The sequence below is a fragment of the Kineobactrum salinum genome, assembly GCF_010669285.1.
In the GTDB taxonomy this organism is placed as follows: Bacteria; Pseudomonadota; Gammaproteobacteria; order Pseudomonadales; family Halieaceae; genus Kineobactrum; species Kineobactrum salinum.
In genome coordinates this window covers 2,595,383-2,607,978 of record NZ_CP048711.1, presented here as the reverse complement: position 1 = coordinate 2,607,978, position 12,596 = coordinate 2,595,383, and the positions used below count along the sequence as shown (strand labels likewise).

Sequence of the window (12,596 nt, the reverse complement as noted above, 5' to 3'; positions counted from 1 at the left end):
GCGGCGGCCGCGTTCAGCTGGGCCGGTTCAGCGCCAGAGTGGTGCGCTGCCGGGGGTGGAAGCAGCCGTCCGCGGCGGCATCGTAGTCCCAGCGCTCCAGGGTACAGTGGGCTGCGCCGTTGCCGGGCTGATAACTGATCAGATTGACTGAATTCGATACCTCGCCGCGGGTCCGCCTGGATAGCGCGGTGCCGGCCTGCACGGTCCATGCGCGGCGCCCTGCTTCGCCGTCCCGCCCGTACAGGGGCAGTACATAGGGCAGATGGATATGTCCGCCCAGTACCACATCCATGCCGGCGTCCACCCAGGCCGGTATCGCCTGTTCCCGCCCAAGCAGCAGGTTGGAGGTGTCGCTGGCCTCCGCAGCGCGCACCGGGTGGTGCAGCACCACCATCCGCAACTGCTGTGGCCGGGCCTGGCTCAGCCTGGCGGCCACCCGTTCAATCTGGCTGGCCGAAACCTCGCCGTCCTTGTGCCGGCCGGGCCGGGTGCTGTTGACGCCGACCACCAGCAGCTGGTCGGTTTCAAACTCCGGCTCCAGGTTCCGGCCGAAGGCGCGGCGATAGTTGCCGTAGGGATTCAGCAGCCGTGCGAACAGATTGAACAGCGGCAGATCGTGATTGCCGGGCACGGCCAGCAGCGGCGCGTGAAACTGGTCGACGAAGTGGCGTGCGGCAGCAAACTGACCGCGCCGGGCGCGCTGGGTTATATCGCCACTGAGGATCACCAGGTCGGGGGTCTGCTGACGACCCAGCGCCAGTGCCGCAGCCATCACCCGGGGTTGCTGGGTGCCAAAGTGCGGGTCGGAAATCTGCAACACCCGGATCATTCATCTGCCGCCAGGGCGGGGTCCCGCGGCACCAGCAGCGGCAGCCGGCCCCGCGCCACAGTAAAAACCAGCGGCGCGCGCAGCCAGAAAATTTCACCATCCATGGCCACCTTGCTGCGGCGCCGCCCCGCGCCCAGGCGCACTGTCAGGGTATCGAAGCCAAAGCTGATCACATGCTCGTCGTCGCCCAGCCGGCTCAACAGGCCGCGCAGCAACAGGCCGTACAACGCCAGCGTTCCCAACGGCCTGGAGGTGATCGCCACCAGATGATCGTGGGCCAGCTCGTCCGAGCGTTGCAGCCCCATCTGCTCCAACTGCAGCGCATTATTGCCGACCACTATGCTGGGTGTACGCAGCCGCCGGGTTTTACCGTCGCTCTCGATCTCTACCCGCAACTGCCGGTGAGCCCGGAGCAGCGTCACCAGTGCCGACCAGAGGGCTACCAGGCGGCTGCGGCCGAAGCGCTGCTTGAAGGCTTCACGGTCCTGCAGCAGTTGCGGATACAGTCCCAGGCTGGCATTGACCAGAAAGACCCGATCATTCAACAGACCCACATTCACCGGCTTGATCACTGCATCCAGCAGGCAGCGCAGCGCAAGCCCGAGGTCCTGGGGAATACCGTGACTGCGGCCAAAATAATTGAAAGTGCCCTGGGGCAGCACGCCGAAAGGCACCCCCGAACCCAGCACCACCTGGCTGACCGCGCTCAGCGTGCCGTCGCCACCCACAGCCACGACAATGCCGTTTTGCTGCTGCGCCAGCTGCAGCGCCTGCTGGGCGGTCTCCGCCAGGCCCGCCCCATCCACCACGGCCAGCAACTGGTAGTGGCGGCCGGCCGCCGCCATCGCAGCGGCTATGGTCTCCTGAACAGTATCGGCGTCCTGCTTGCCGGAGCCGGTGTTCATGACCAGGAAAAAGGGCTCGCGACCGGTCAGCGTAGCGGCGTCGGGTCGTGGCGTAGCTGCAGAAGACTCAGTCATCACAACACAGTCCGAATGAGGGCGGGTGCTCCGCCGTGTTTGTGGCCGCCTGCCAGTCAGGCCGTGACCACAAGGACCAATAATACGAGTCCGGCGACCACCAATGCAAAATAACAGGCGGCCGCAACAAATACCTGCAGGCCGTTGCCGCGGTTGAAGTCACTGTGCCGCTGTACACGCTTGCGCACACCCAGATGGCCGGCCAGCACGATCGCGATCAGCTCCCTGACCGAATGTGGAGCGCGCTCCGGCGGTTGGACAGGCGCCTGGGGTGACCCAGTCGGTGGCGAGGTGTTTTCATCCATGAGACATGGTAGCGCATTTACGCCGGCCGGATTGAAAATTTCACCGCCGGCCGCGGCGCGGGCATTGCCCCCAAAACCGAAGGCACCGGTTTGTGTGCCAGGGCACGGAAACCGGAACCGGACAGCCCCTATCATCCGCTGCAGGTGGGCGCAGCGGCGCTACACATTCACGTGAGAAAGGACAGCGTACAATGAATGACCATGTATACAAGACACTGGAGATTACCGGCTCATCCAGGAATTCCGTCGAGGAGGCTGTGCAGACCGCCATCTCACGCACCGGGGAGACGGTCCAGCATCTGCGCTGGTTTGAAGTTTCCGATATCCGCGGCCACATCCTCGAAGGCAAGGTGGATCATTGGCAGGTGACGATCAAACTGGGATTGACGATCGAACCGCCCCAATAAACCCGCAGGCCCCGGCCAGCCGCTGAGCGGCGCAACAGAACGGGAATTTTCCTGTTATATTGATACGCCTCGCATCGTCATCGCGGCGGCATCACAGGAGACTCCCAATGTACCGGACCAGCCTGCTTGTTCTCACCCTGGCGCTTTGCATCACACCGGCAGGCCAGGCGACCGAGCCCGGGGAGGAAGTGATTACCGCCGTCCTTGCCCGGGGCATGGAGCCGCCGAAAACCGCTCCGGCGCGCGGCGCCGAAAGCGCCGGGCCATTTGCCCGCCTGCTGCTGCGCAATGGCATGCTGATTGATGGCAGCGGTGCGCCGCCGCGGGGCCCGGTGGATATCCTGATAGAACAGGACCGGATCGTGGAGATTCGTGGCGCCGGCACCGGCGGCATCCACACTGCGGCGGCCGCCAGCGACGAAAACACCGAAGTAATGGATGTCAGCGGCAAGTTCATCCTGCCCGGCTTCGTCGATTCCCATGTCCACCTCGGCACCCCCAGCCATGCTGCCGCCGGCTCGCTGACGGACCCTGAATATGTGCTCAAGCTGTGGCTGGCTCACGGCGTTACCACGGTGCGCGATGTCGGCGCCTCCATGGGACTGGGCTGGACCCTGGAGCACAAGCAACGCAGCGCGGCAGGCGACATCGCCGCGCCGCGCATGGTGGTATTCGCGATGTTTCCCGAGAGCATGGCCTCCGTCCAGGCCGCCCGCAAGTGGGTGCGCGCGGTGCACAAGAGGGGCGCCGACGGGGTCAAGTTTCTGGGTGGATCTCCCGGGGTAATCAGCGCCGCGCTCGATGAAGCCCAGGCCCTGGACATGGGCACCGCCTACCACCATGCCCAGCTGTCGGTGAACCGGATCGACGTCCTCGACAGTGCCCGCCAGGGCCTGGACAGCATGGAGCACTGGTATGGCCTGCCCGAGGCCATGTTCGAGGACCGCCGCATCCAGAACTACCCACACGACTACAACTACAACAACGAGCAGGATCGCTTCGGCCAGGCCGGCAGGCTGTGGCAGCAGACGGCGAAGCCGGGGTCCGCGCGCTGGCAGGCCACCATCGAGGAACTGCTGGCCCTGGACTTCACGCTGGATCCGACCTTCACCATCTACGAGGCCAATCGCGATCTGGCCCGGGCGCGGCGCGCGGAGTGGCATGAGGAGTACACCATGCCCTACATGATGCGCGCGTTTGAACCCAGCCCCGACGTCCACGGCTCCTATTTCTTCGACTGGACCACCGCGGACGAGATTGCCTGGAAGGAAAACTACCGCCTGTGGATGAGCTTCGTGAACGACTACAAGAATGCCGGCGGCCGGGTCACTGCGGGCTCGGACGCAGGTTTCATCTACAAGGTCTACGGTTTCGCCTATGTCCGCGAGCTGGAGCTGCTGCAGGAAGCCGGCTTCCACCCCCTGGAGGTACTGCAATCCGCCACCCTGAATGGCGCAGAGCTACTGGGCATCGCGAGCGATACCGGCACTGTTGAGATCGGCAAGAAGGCCGATCTGGTCATAGTGGACGAAAATCCCCTCGCCAATTTCAAGGTGCTGTACGGCACCGGTCACCAGCGGCTCGACCGCGAGCGCGGTGTGCTGGAGCGCAGCACCGGCATCCGCTACACGATCAGGGACGGGATCGTGTTCGATGCCAAACAGCTGTTGGCAGATGTGCGGGCCCTGGTCGCCCGGCAGCACGAGGCGGACACGCGCTAGGCCGCGGGGAGGGCCGGTGCTGCGCCACGATCCACTGCAGCAGCCACCCCGGGCAGGGTCCAGCGGCAGCGTGGGCGGGGCTGGGGCCGGTTTGCTTGTCCGGCGTCGACAGGGCACCATGAGCGCCCAGACCACTTCCACGTGTATTTCAGGATGAGCCTATGACCCAGGGCGACAGCGGCCGTACTTCCACTATTCTGGTTCCGGTTTTCGTGCCGGCAGTGGTTGTGATCATCCTGCTGGTGGTCGGCACCATCAGCAACCCGGATCTGGCCGGCAGAGTATTCAGCACGACTCTGGCCTATATCACAACCACCTTCGGCTGGTTCTATATGCTGGCGGTGGCCTTCTTCCTGGTCTTCATTGTCAGCGTGGCCTTCAGCAGCTGGGGCCACATCAAGCTCGGCCCCGACCACGCCGATCCCCAGTACAGTTTCCCGGCCTGGTTCGCGATGCTGTTTTCTGCCGGCTACGGCATTGCGCTGCTGTTTTTTGGCGTCGCGGAGCCGGTGCTGCACTATGCCACTCCGCCCGCCGGCGCCGGTGAAACGGTGGACGCCGCCAGGCAGGCGATGCAGATTGCATTTTTCCACTGGGGCTTTCATATCTGGGCGATCTACGGCCTCGTGGGCCTGGTGCTGGCCTACTTTTCCTTCCGTCACGGCCTGCCGCTGTCCATGCGCTCGGCGCTGTATCCGCTGATCGGCGAGCGTATCCACGGGCCGCTGGGCCACGCCGTGGATGTGTTTGCCATTCTCGGCACCATGTTCGGGATCGCCACCACGCTGGGCCTGTCGGTCGCGCAGATCAATGCCGGTATCAACTACCTGTGGCCCGCCGTGCCGGTGAACGTGACCGTCCAGATCATCGCCATCACAATCATCACCGGGCTCGCCATCCTGTCGGTCGTCGCCGGCCTGGACAAGGGCATCAAGCGCCTGTCCATCGTCAACATGACACTGGCGGTGGCACTGATGCTGTTTGTGTTCATTGTGGGCCCGTCGATCCACATCCTGGAGAGCTTCCTGCAGAACACCGGCAGCTATCTGAACAACATCATCGAGCGTACCTTCAATCTGCAGGCCTATACCCGCAGCGACTGGATCGGCAACTGGACCCTGTTCATCTTTGGCTGGACCATCGCCTGGGCGCCGTTTGTGGGGCTGTTCATCGCCAAGATCAGCCGCGGCAGGACCATCCGCCAGTTCGTCGTGGGGGTAATGCTGGTGCCCTCCATTTTCACCTTTCTTTGGTTCTCCATCTTCGGCGATACCGCGCTGCACCAGATCATGAACGAGGGCTACAGCACGCTGATCGGCGACGTGCAGGCAGATCACGCGGTGGCGCTGTTCAAGCTCTACGAAGTGTTGCCGCTCTCCTCTATAGTCTCTTTCATCACCGTGTGCCTGATCATCACCTTCTTTGTCACGTCCTCGGACTCCGGCTCCCTGGTGATCGATTCCCTCGCCTCCGGCGGCGCGGGCGTCACTCCGGTATGGCAGCGGGTCTTCTGGGCCTCTTCCGAGGGCGCAGTGGCGGCGGCACTGTTGCTGGCCGGTGGTCTCAGCGCGCTGCAGACCATGACGATCGCCAGCGCACTGCCATTCGCCCTCATCATGATCATCTCCGCGCTGGGCATGTGGCGTGCGCTGGTGATAGAGGGGCATCACCACAACAGCCTGCAGCTGGACCTGCAGCAGCGCCTGTCGGGAACCAGCGGCCGGGGACTCTGGCGCCGGCGCCTGCTGGGGCTGGTCACCTTCCCGGACCGGGACAAGGTCAGCGAATTTCTCGCCACTACGGTCAGCAAGGCCATGCACAGGGTGGAACGCGAACTCGTCAAGCAGGGCTGGTCGGCCACTGTCCATTCAGAGGACAACGGGACACGTATTTACCTGGAAGTGATCAAGCCCGATCAGGTGGATTTCATTTATGAAATCCGGATGCTGGAGCAGGCCCTGCCGGATTACGCCTATCCCGGCATGACCCACATCGACGCCGAGGTGGACAAGTACTACCGCGCGGAAGTATTCCTGCGCCGGGGCGGCCAGTCCTATGACATTTACGGATTCGACCAGCAGGACATCATCACCGACATCCTGGACCAGTTCGAAAAGCATTTGCATTTCCTGCACATTTCCCCCGGCAACCTGCCCTGGAAAATGGCCGAGCACGATGAAATGCTGCAGTTGATGGCCGAGGCGCCGGACCCGGACGCCCGCTGACGGTATTCCGCCCCCGGGCCTGCCGAAGGCCGCAACCAGGCCGCGGCTTATTGGTCCCGGGTCTGCTGTATTTTCTCGAGGCTGTCCCGATCGGGATAGCCGTCCGCGACGAGGCCATTGTTGCGCTGGAAGGTCGCCAGGGCAGCCCGCGTAGCCGGTCCCAGCAGGCCGTCCTCATCGCCCGCGGCGAAACCCAGCCGGTTCAGCTGGGTCTGCAGAGCCTCGATTTCCTGTCGTGACAGCGGTTGCTGATTCGCGGGCGGCGGGCGCCGCAGACCAGCCTCCCCTGTAATCCGATCCGCCAGGTGGCCCACCGAGATGCCGTAGGATTCAGACCGGTTCCAGTGCATGATGACGTCAAAATTGTCATATACCAGAAACGCGGGACCCGCATAACCTGCCGGCAGCAGTACCGATGCCTGCTCGTCTGTCTCGTCCAGGGCTGCTCCGTCGGCGCGACGCACCCCCAGCTGCGCCCACTCGGCCTGGGGCTTGCGGGTGGCCGGGCCGGCCAGTTCGAACGGAAAGTCACGCTGCAACTGTACCTCGCGGCCCCAGCGCAAGTCTGGTTGCCAGCCCAGCTGGCGCAGGAGGTTGGCGCCCGAGGCGAGCGCGTCCTGCTCGCTGCGCCACAGGTCGACAGTGCCATCGCCATCGCCATCCACCGCATAGCGCAGGTAGGAGGTGGGCATGAACTGGGTATGTCCCACGGCGCCTGCCCAGGAGCCGCGCATCTGAGCCGGGTCCAGCTCTTCGCGCTGCAACAATTGCAGCGCGGCGATAAACTCTGCGCTGAAGAATTCACTGCGCCTGGCATCACAGGCCAGCGTGGCCAGCGAATCCAGCGTGGGCATCCGCCCCAGGTAGCTGCCAAAGTTGGTTTCCAGGCCCCAGAAGGCAATCAGATACTGGCCCGGGACGCCGTACTCCCGCGTCAGCTGGCGGAGGAAATCCCTGTGCTGGCGATACAGGACACGGCCGCGCTCGATCCGCGCCGGTGTCACCCGGGCGTCCAGATACTGGGCAAAGGTCTGCACGAACTCGGGTTGTTGTCGGTCCAGTTCCAGAACCCGCGCCTGTCGCTCAAGTCCCGGCACCAGTGCCATGACCAGGGGCTCGGCCACACCTGCATCCAGGGCCTGCTGCTGCAGGCCGGCGAGGCAGACCGCAAACTCGTCGTCGGCGCTGGCAGTCGCTGCCAGCAGCAAGACCAGCAGGACATTGGTGGGACGAAAACGCATGACTCAGGCTCCTGTGGATGCAGTTGCGATAGTTGCATCGCTGGGCGCTGCGGGCAAGTATCAGTGTGGGACTTTTGCCGCTTTGGCAGCGCCGGATGGCCAGGTCACCGGCGCTTGCGTATGATGTGACAACCACGCACGGAAAAATGTCCCTGTTATGTCCATCCTGAGCTTGCACCCCGGCCAACCCCGCTTCTCATGGCGCCTGCTGGGGGCGCTGCTGTTCTTCTTCAGTGGCCTGGCCGGTTTTGCCTCGGGAGTCATCGTTACCGAGCGGCCCGATGTCGCCAACGCCGGATTGTTGTCCCAGGCCTACTACAGTCTGAGTCTGTTCGTGGTGGGCGGGGTCGAACTGGGCACTCCCAGCGAGGGTCCACTGGTGGGCATGGCGCTATTGTGGCTGGCGTACTTCGGCTCACCTGTGCTGGCCGCCTGGGCCCTGATAGAAGCATTGCTCAAATCCATCTCGCCGCAGCGCTTCCAGTTGCGCAAATTGCGCCACCATGTGATCGTGATCGGTGCCGGCGACCTGACCCTGAGCTACCTGCGGGTGTTGCGCAAGCACGACCGCCGGGTGCAGCTGGTGGTGGTGTCGCGGAACAACCCGGGGCCCACCATTGTCGACGAGCTGCAGGAAGACTACGACGCCCTGTTCGTAGTGGGCGATATCACCCACGAATTTTTCCTGCGCCAACTCAAGATTCACAGGGCCCGACGGGTCGTCCTGCTGTCCGGCAACAGCCTGCGCAGCTATGAAGCGGCTGCCACCATCCTGAACCTGGTACCGGACATCGGTGCACGTATCGTAATGCACTGCGCCAACCTGCGCTTCATGCGCTCCATGCAGGGAACCCGGGTAGCGCAGAGTTGCGAGACATTCAACTCCTATAACCTGGCCGCTTCCGGCCTGGTGCATGGGCACATGCTGCACCGCTTCCAGAAATCCCGGGACAAGGACATCGTGGTCCTGGCCGGCTTCGGCCGCTTTGGCCAGACCGTGCTGGAGGAGCTGCAGCACCACGCTGAAAACGAACTGGAGACAGTGGCCATCATCGAGAAGGACGCATTGCGCCGGGTGCTGGTGGCGGAAGAGCAGATGAGCTTCTCCGGCGACTACCGGCGCGAGGTCTATGAAGGCGATATCGCCCACCCGGGGGTATGGCAACGGCTCAGGCAGGATGTCCACATTGCTGCGGATGCCTACAATGTCATATTCGTACTCGGCACCGGCAAGGAAGAGGACAACCTGCGCACCGCCCTGTGGCTGCGCCGTAATTTCCCCCACGCGATGATTATTGCCCGCAGCAGCAAACAGTCCCGTTTCGCAGAGGAAGTGGGTAGCGAACACAATATCATCAACGTGAGCATCGATGAGCTGGTCGAGGAGAATATCCCCCGCCACTGGGTCGAGCTGGACAACCGGAAGCCATAGCCAGGCCAGACAGCTGCGCCGCGGTCAGCGCTTGCGCCAGGGCCGGGGCCGCACCAGGACCCAGCTGGCCAGGACCAACAGGCCGAACAGGCTATAGGCCATTACAAACACCCATTCCGGCGCCCGGTAATACAGCAGTTGCTCCAGCCAGTGGGCGATAAAACCGCCCGCGTACACAGCCTCTCCGGCGCGCTCGCGCAACGCCATTTCCCAGCTCGTCAGCGGACAGACAAGTCCCGCCCATGCCTGCGCCACCACCACTGCTATCGCCAGCAGATGCAGCCACCGGAACACAGGCTTGCGCACCCAGCGCCAGCCGAGCACGCCGCCTGCCAGAATGAGCAGCAGACCCACTATCACAAAGGCCACAAACAGCGCGTGCAACAGCAGTACTGCATCGGCTGCCAGCAGGTAGGCCAGCTGCACCGCCGAATGGTCGGCCGCGAACGAAGCCGCACCCATTGCTCCCTCCCATTGTCCAGGTTGCTACATGGCTCTCCGGGCATTGACGTGATCGGCGTCGCTATCTACTGTAACAGTTGGCCTGACGCCAGCGCGACGATCCGGTTACGGCACTTTCGACTGTCCATTGTTGTCACTACCCATACAGGCGCCGCGCAGCCTGCCTCTCAAGCAACGGAGCATTGCCATGAATACCAGCCCCCTGCGATTTCTGTTCATCATCGCCCTGCTGTCGACTACCGCGAGCGCCACCGAACCGGAGACCCGTTACTCAGCCTACCATGACTACCGCCTGGTGACCGTGGTCGAAGGGCTGACCCGGCCCTGGGCCATGACCTTTCTGCCCGACGGTGACATGCTGGTAACCGAAAAGGCCGGCAGTCTGCGCATTGTGCGGGACGGCAAACTGCTGGAAGAACCGGTGGCCGGAATACCCGAGGTGTTCAACCAGGGCCAGGGCGGCCTGCTGGATGTGGTGATGCATCCCGATTTCGCCGCCAACCAGTTGCTGTATCTGTCCTACTCCAAGCCCCTGGCAGACGGCGCTTCCACCACTGCCGTCATTCGTGGGCGCTACCGCGATGGCCGCCTGCGGGATGTCGAGGAGTTATTCGAGGCTGACAGCCGCGGGCGCGGCCACTACGGCTCGCGGATCGCCTTTGACGGCAAGGGCTACATGTACATCACTGTCGGCGATCGCCAGGCCTCACCTTCGGGCAATCTCGAGGCCCATCCAGCCCAGTCACTGGCGGATCACCACGGGGTGGTCGTGCGCCTGCACGAAGACGGCAGCATTCCCGAAGACAACCCCTTCGTCGATCAGGACAAAGCGCTGCCGGAGATCTGGAGCTATGGCCACCGCAATGCCCAGGGGCTGGCGATAGACCGCGCCAGCGGCAATGTGTGGATTACCGAGCACGGTCCCCAGGGTGGAGATGAACTGAACCTGGTCGAGCGCGGCGCCAACTACGGCTGGCCAGTCGTGGGATACGGCGTCAACTACGGTTCCGGCAAGGCCATCCACGAGGGTACCCATCGCGAGGGAATGACCCAGCCACGCAAGGTCTGGGTACCCTCCATTGCCACTTCCGGCCTGATACTCTACCAGGGCGATGCGTTTCCGCACTGGCGCGGCCACCTGCTGGCGGGGGGACTGGCGGGAAAACAAGTGACGCTATTGGAGCTGGACGGCACATCGGTGGTCCGGCACCAGACTCTGGCGCACAATGTGGGGCGGGTCCGGGATATCAGGACCGGGCCAGACGGGTATATCTACCTCGCCCTCGACCATACCGACAGCGACTCCCCCATCCTGCGGCTGGAGCCAGTGCCAAGGCAGGAGCTGTCGCTGACCGACTAGTGAGCCCCGCAGCACGGGGATGAGTCAGCGGAAATTTTTCCTCTTTTCCACGGTTCGCTCCTCAGGAATCTTGGTTTATACTCAGTCCGGGGATTAGGGGAAAGGACATTGAAAGGCAATACGGGGAAACCGTCGGCGGCTGTTGCCGCCTTCCTGTTGTGGATATCCGCGGCCCAGGGGGCGTTCGCGGAGACTGCTGTCGAGGCCCTGGCGGACCTGTCGCATCAAATCGTCTGGGTCAGCTCCTTCGGTAGCTGGTCCAATGCCGGCAGCCAGGGAGTCCACCGGGTCATTCTGCTGGATGCCCAGGCCGATTACCCGCATTCCAAAATCTATCTGCAGTGGGTCGAGAAGGCCGGCGCGGGTCAGGCAGAGGACAGTGGCCGGGTACTGGCCTCTATCCCGGTCACTGAAATCAACAACGCGGCCGTGTTCCAGCTGTCGCTGCCGCGGGTAGCCGAAACCGGCGACGGCAATGTGCTGGAGCTCACCGCGCGGAACCAGTACTCCCAAACCGTGCAATACCTGCAGCTGCTGCCCGGCGCGCCTGGCCATTACCATCTGAATTACATGTCCAGCCCCTATCCGGCCTCACTGGACAGCACGGTCGTGGAAATCCCGCTGTCTCTCGACTATTACGTGCGTCCCACGTTCTGAACGGATGATGCCCTGCCAGCGAAAAATTCCAGCACCATACAACCCTGAATTACTGACAACCCGGAGAATAACGTTATGAAACGTACCTTGATTTTCAGCAGCATCGCCGCCACCCTGCTTGCCGTCCACCAGGGCGCCAGTGCCGACAACCTCATGCAGGATGTCACCTGGGTGCCCCAGATAGGGGTGCAGTGGAAGACCCTGGAGTTTGAACAGGGGCTGGTCAACGACTCGCTCGGTTTCAGCGACAGCGGGGATTTCGACGCCGACCTACCGACACTGACACTGGCCTTCACGGCGATTTACGGCAAGGGTTACGTCTCCTTCAAGTACGAAGACAGCATCAACGATATCAGCACCAATTCCGACGTGCCGTTCACCGATGCCGACACCAGTGTGGATCGCACCGATTACAGCGTGACGCTGGGCTATAACGTCTGGAAAGGCGCCAATGTCTTCGTCGGCTATATGGAAGGCGAGACCACCCTGGAGCCCGGTCCGCGCTGCCCCACCGATGTCACCCAGGCCGCGGTCTGCGACGGCAGCGCTGGCGGCCTGTCCCTGGGGGGAAACCTGGCGCAGGATCACCTGCTGCTGGGCCTGTCACCCTATCGGCAGAACTATGAGGAAGACGGCTGGTTCCTGGGCGCCAGCTACGCCTGGAAGATCGCCGACAAGGGTACGCTTTCCGTCAGTCTCGCCTACGCCGACCTGGAAGCCAAATATGTCGACAATTATCTGCTGGGGGTAGAGGGCGCCAACGAAAACTTCATTTTTGACGGCGATTCCGACGGTCTCAGCTATGGCGTGAGCTGGTCGGCCCCGTTGACGTCCAGGGTGGGTTACTACCTCGATATCCGTCGTCAAAGCTATGACATGCGGGTCAACGAATCCAGTGGCAACTTCCCGGGACTGGTGGTCGACACCGACGAGACCATGACCGCATTTTCCGCGGGACTGCAGTTCTACCTGTAGTC

Annotated in this window: 12 protein-coding genes; 7 read left to right on the top strand and 5 right to left on the bottom strand. The window is 63.1% G+C overall.

Features of this window, described 5'->3' with window-relative positions:
• Window positions 1-13 precede the first annotated feature (13 nt).
• Genes G3T16_RS11410 through G3T16_RS11400 form a run of 3 tightly spaced genes read right to left on the bottom strand, consistent with a single transcriptional unit; the run spans window position 14 to window position 2,114 of the window.
• Window positions 14-829, bottom strand: a complete 816-nt coding sequence (locus G3T16_RS11410; RefSeq protein ID WP_163495377.1) for a metallophosphoesterase family protein — start codon at window positions 827-829, stop codon at window positions 14-16.
• Window positions 826-1,809 (bottom strand): diacylglycerol/lipid kinase family protein, encoded by a 984-nt coding sequence (locus G3T16_RS11405; protein WP_163495376.1) that lies wholly within the window; start codon window positions 1,807-1,809, stop codon window positions 826-828. Before G3T16_RS11405 ends, G3T16_RS11410 begins: the two co-directional genes overlap by 4 nt.
• Before the next feature lie 56 nt (window positions 1,810-1,865).
• The gene (locus tag G3T16_RS11400; protein ID WP_163495375.1) at window positions 1,866-2,114 is read right to left on the bottom strand and encodes a DUF2970 domain-containing protein; all 249 of its coding nucleotides are present in this window, start codon (window positions 2,112-2,114) and stop codon (window positions 1,866-1,868) included.
• 191 nt (window positions 2,115-2,305) lie between these two features.
• Between G3T16_RS11400 and G3T16_RS11395 the strand changes: the two genes are divergently transcribed.
• The 3 genes from G3T16_RS11395 (at window position 2,306) to G3T16_RS11385 (ending at window position 6,467) form a co-directional block, all read left to right on the top strand.
• Window positions 2,306-2,521: a dodecin gene (locus tag G3T16_RS11395; protein WP_163495374.1), complete on the top strand. Its 216-nt coding sequence runs from the start codon at window positions 2,306-2,308 to the stop codon at window positions 2,519-2,521.
• Window positions 2,522-2,628: 107 nt separating this feature from the next.
• A complete protein-coding gene (locus G3T16_RS11390; RefSeq protein WP_163495373.1) occupies window positions 2,629-4,242 on the top strand; it encodes an amidohydrolase family protein in 1,614 nt (537 codons plus the stop codon).
• A 161-nt stretch (window positions 4,243-4,403) separates the two neighbouring features.
• Window positions 4,404-6,467, top strand: a complete 2,064-nt coding sequence (locus G3T16_RS11385) for a BCCT family transporter (RefSeq protein ID WP_163495372.1) — start codon at window positions 4,404-4,406, stop codon at window positions 6,465-6,467.
• A 47-nt stretch (window positions 6,468-6,514) separates the two neighbouring features.
• Here the strand turns inward: G3T16_RS11385 and G3T16_RS11380 are convergent, their stop codons facing one another.
• A complete protein-coding gene (locus G3T16_RS11380) occupies window positions 6,515-7,708 on the bottom strand; it encodes a lytic murein transglycosylase (RefSeq protein ID WP_163495371.1) in 1,194 nt (397 codons plus the stop codon).
• A 157-nt stretch (window positions 7,709-7,865) separates the two neighbouring features.
• On the opposite strand from G3T16_RS11380, the gene G3T16_RS11375 reads away from it, so the two are divergent.
• Window positions 7,866-9,140, top strand: coding sequence for an NAD-binding protein (locus G3T16_RS11375; RefSeq protein WP_163495370.1), 1,275 nt, complete (start codon window positions 7,866-7,868; stop codon window positions 9,138-9,140).
• A 24-nt stretch (window positions 9,141-9,164) separates the two neighbouring features.
• On the opposite strand, the gene G3T16_RS11370 is transcribed toward G3T16_RS11375, so the two are convergent.
• Window positions 9,165-9,602, bottom strand: coding sequence for a DUF2784 domain-containing protein (locus G3T16_RS11370; RefSeq protein WP_163495369.1), 438 nt, complete (start codon window positions 9,600-9,602; stop codon window positions 9,165-9,167).
• A gap of 187 nt (window positions 9,603-9,789) precedes the next feature.
• Between G3T16_RS11370 and G3T16_RS11365 the strand changes: the two genes are divergently transcribed.
• The 3 genes from G3T16_RS11365 (at window position 9,790) to G3T16_RS11355 (ending at window position 12,594) form a co-directional block, all read left to right on the top strand.
• Window positions 9,790-10,962: a PQQ-dependent sugar dehydrogenase gene (locus tag G3T16_RS11365; protein ID WP_163495368.1), complete on the top strand. Its 1,173-nt coding sequence runs from the start codon at window positions 9,790-9,792 to the stop codon at window positions 10,960-10,962.
• A 108-nt stretch (window positions 10,963-11,070) separates the two neighbouring features.
• Window positions 11,071-11,619: a hypothetical protein gene (locus G3T16_RS11360; protein ID WP_163495367.1), complete on the top strand. Its 549-nt coding sequence runs from the start codon at window positions 11,071-11,073 to the stop codon at window positions 11,617-11,619.
• Between the two features lie 75 nt (window positions 11,620-11,694).
• A complete protein-coding gene (locus G3T16_RS11355; protein WP_163495366.1) occupies window positions 11,695-12,594 on the top strand; it encodes a hypothetical protein in 900 nt (299 codons plus the stop codon).
• The last annotated feature ends 2 nt before the right edge of the window (window positions 12,595-12,596 follow it).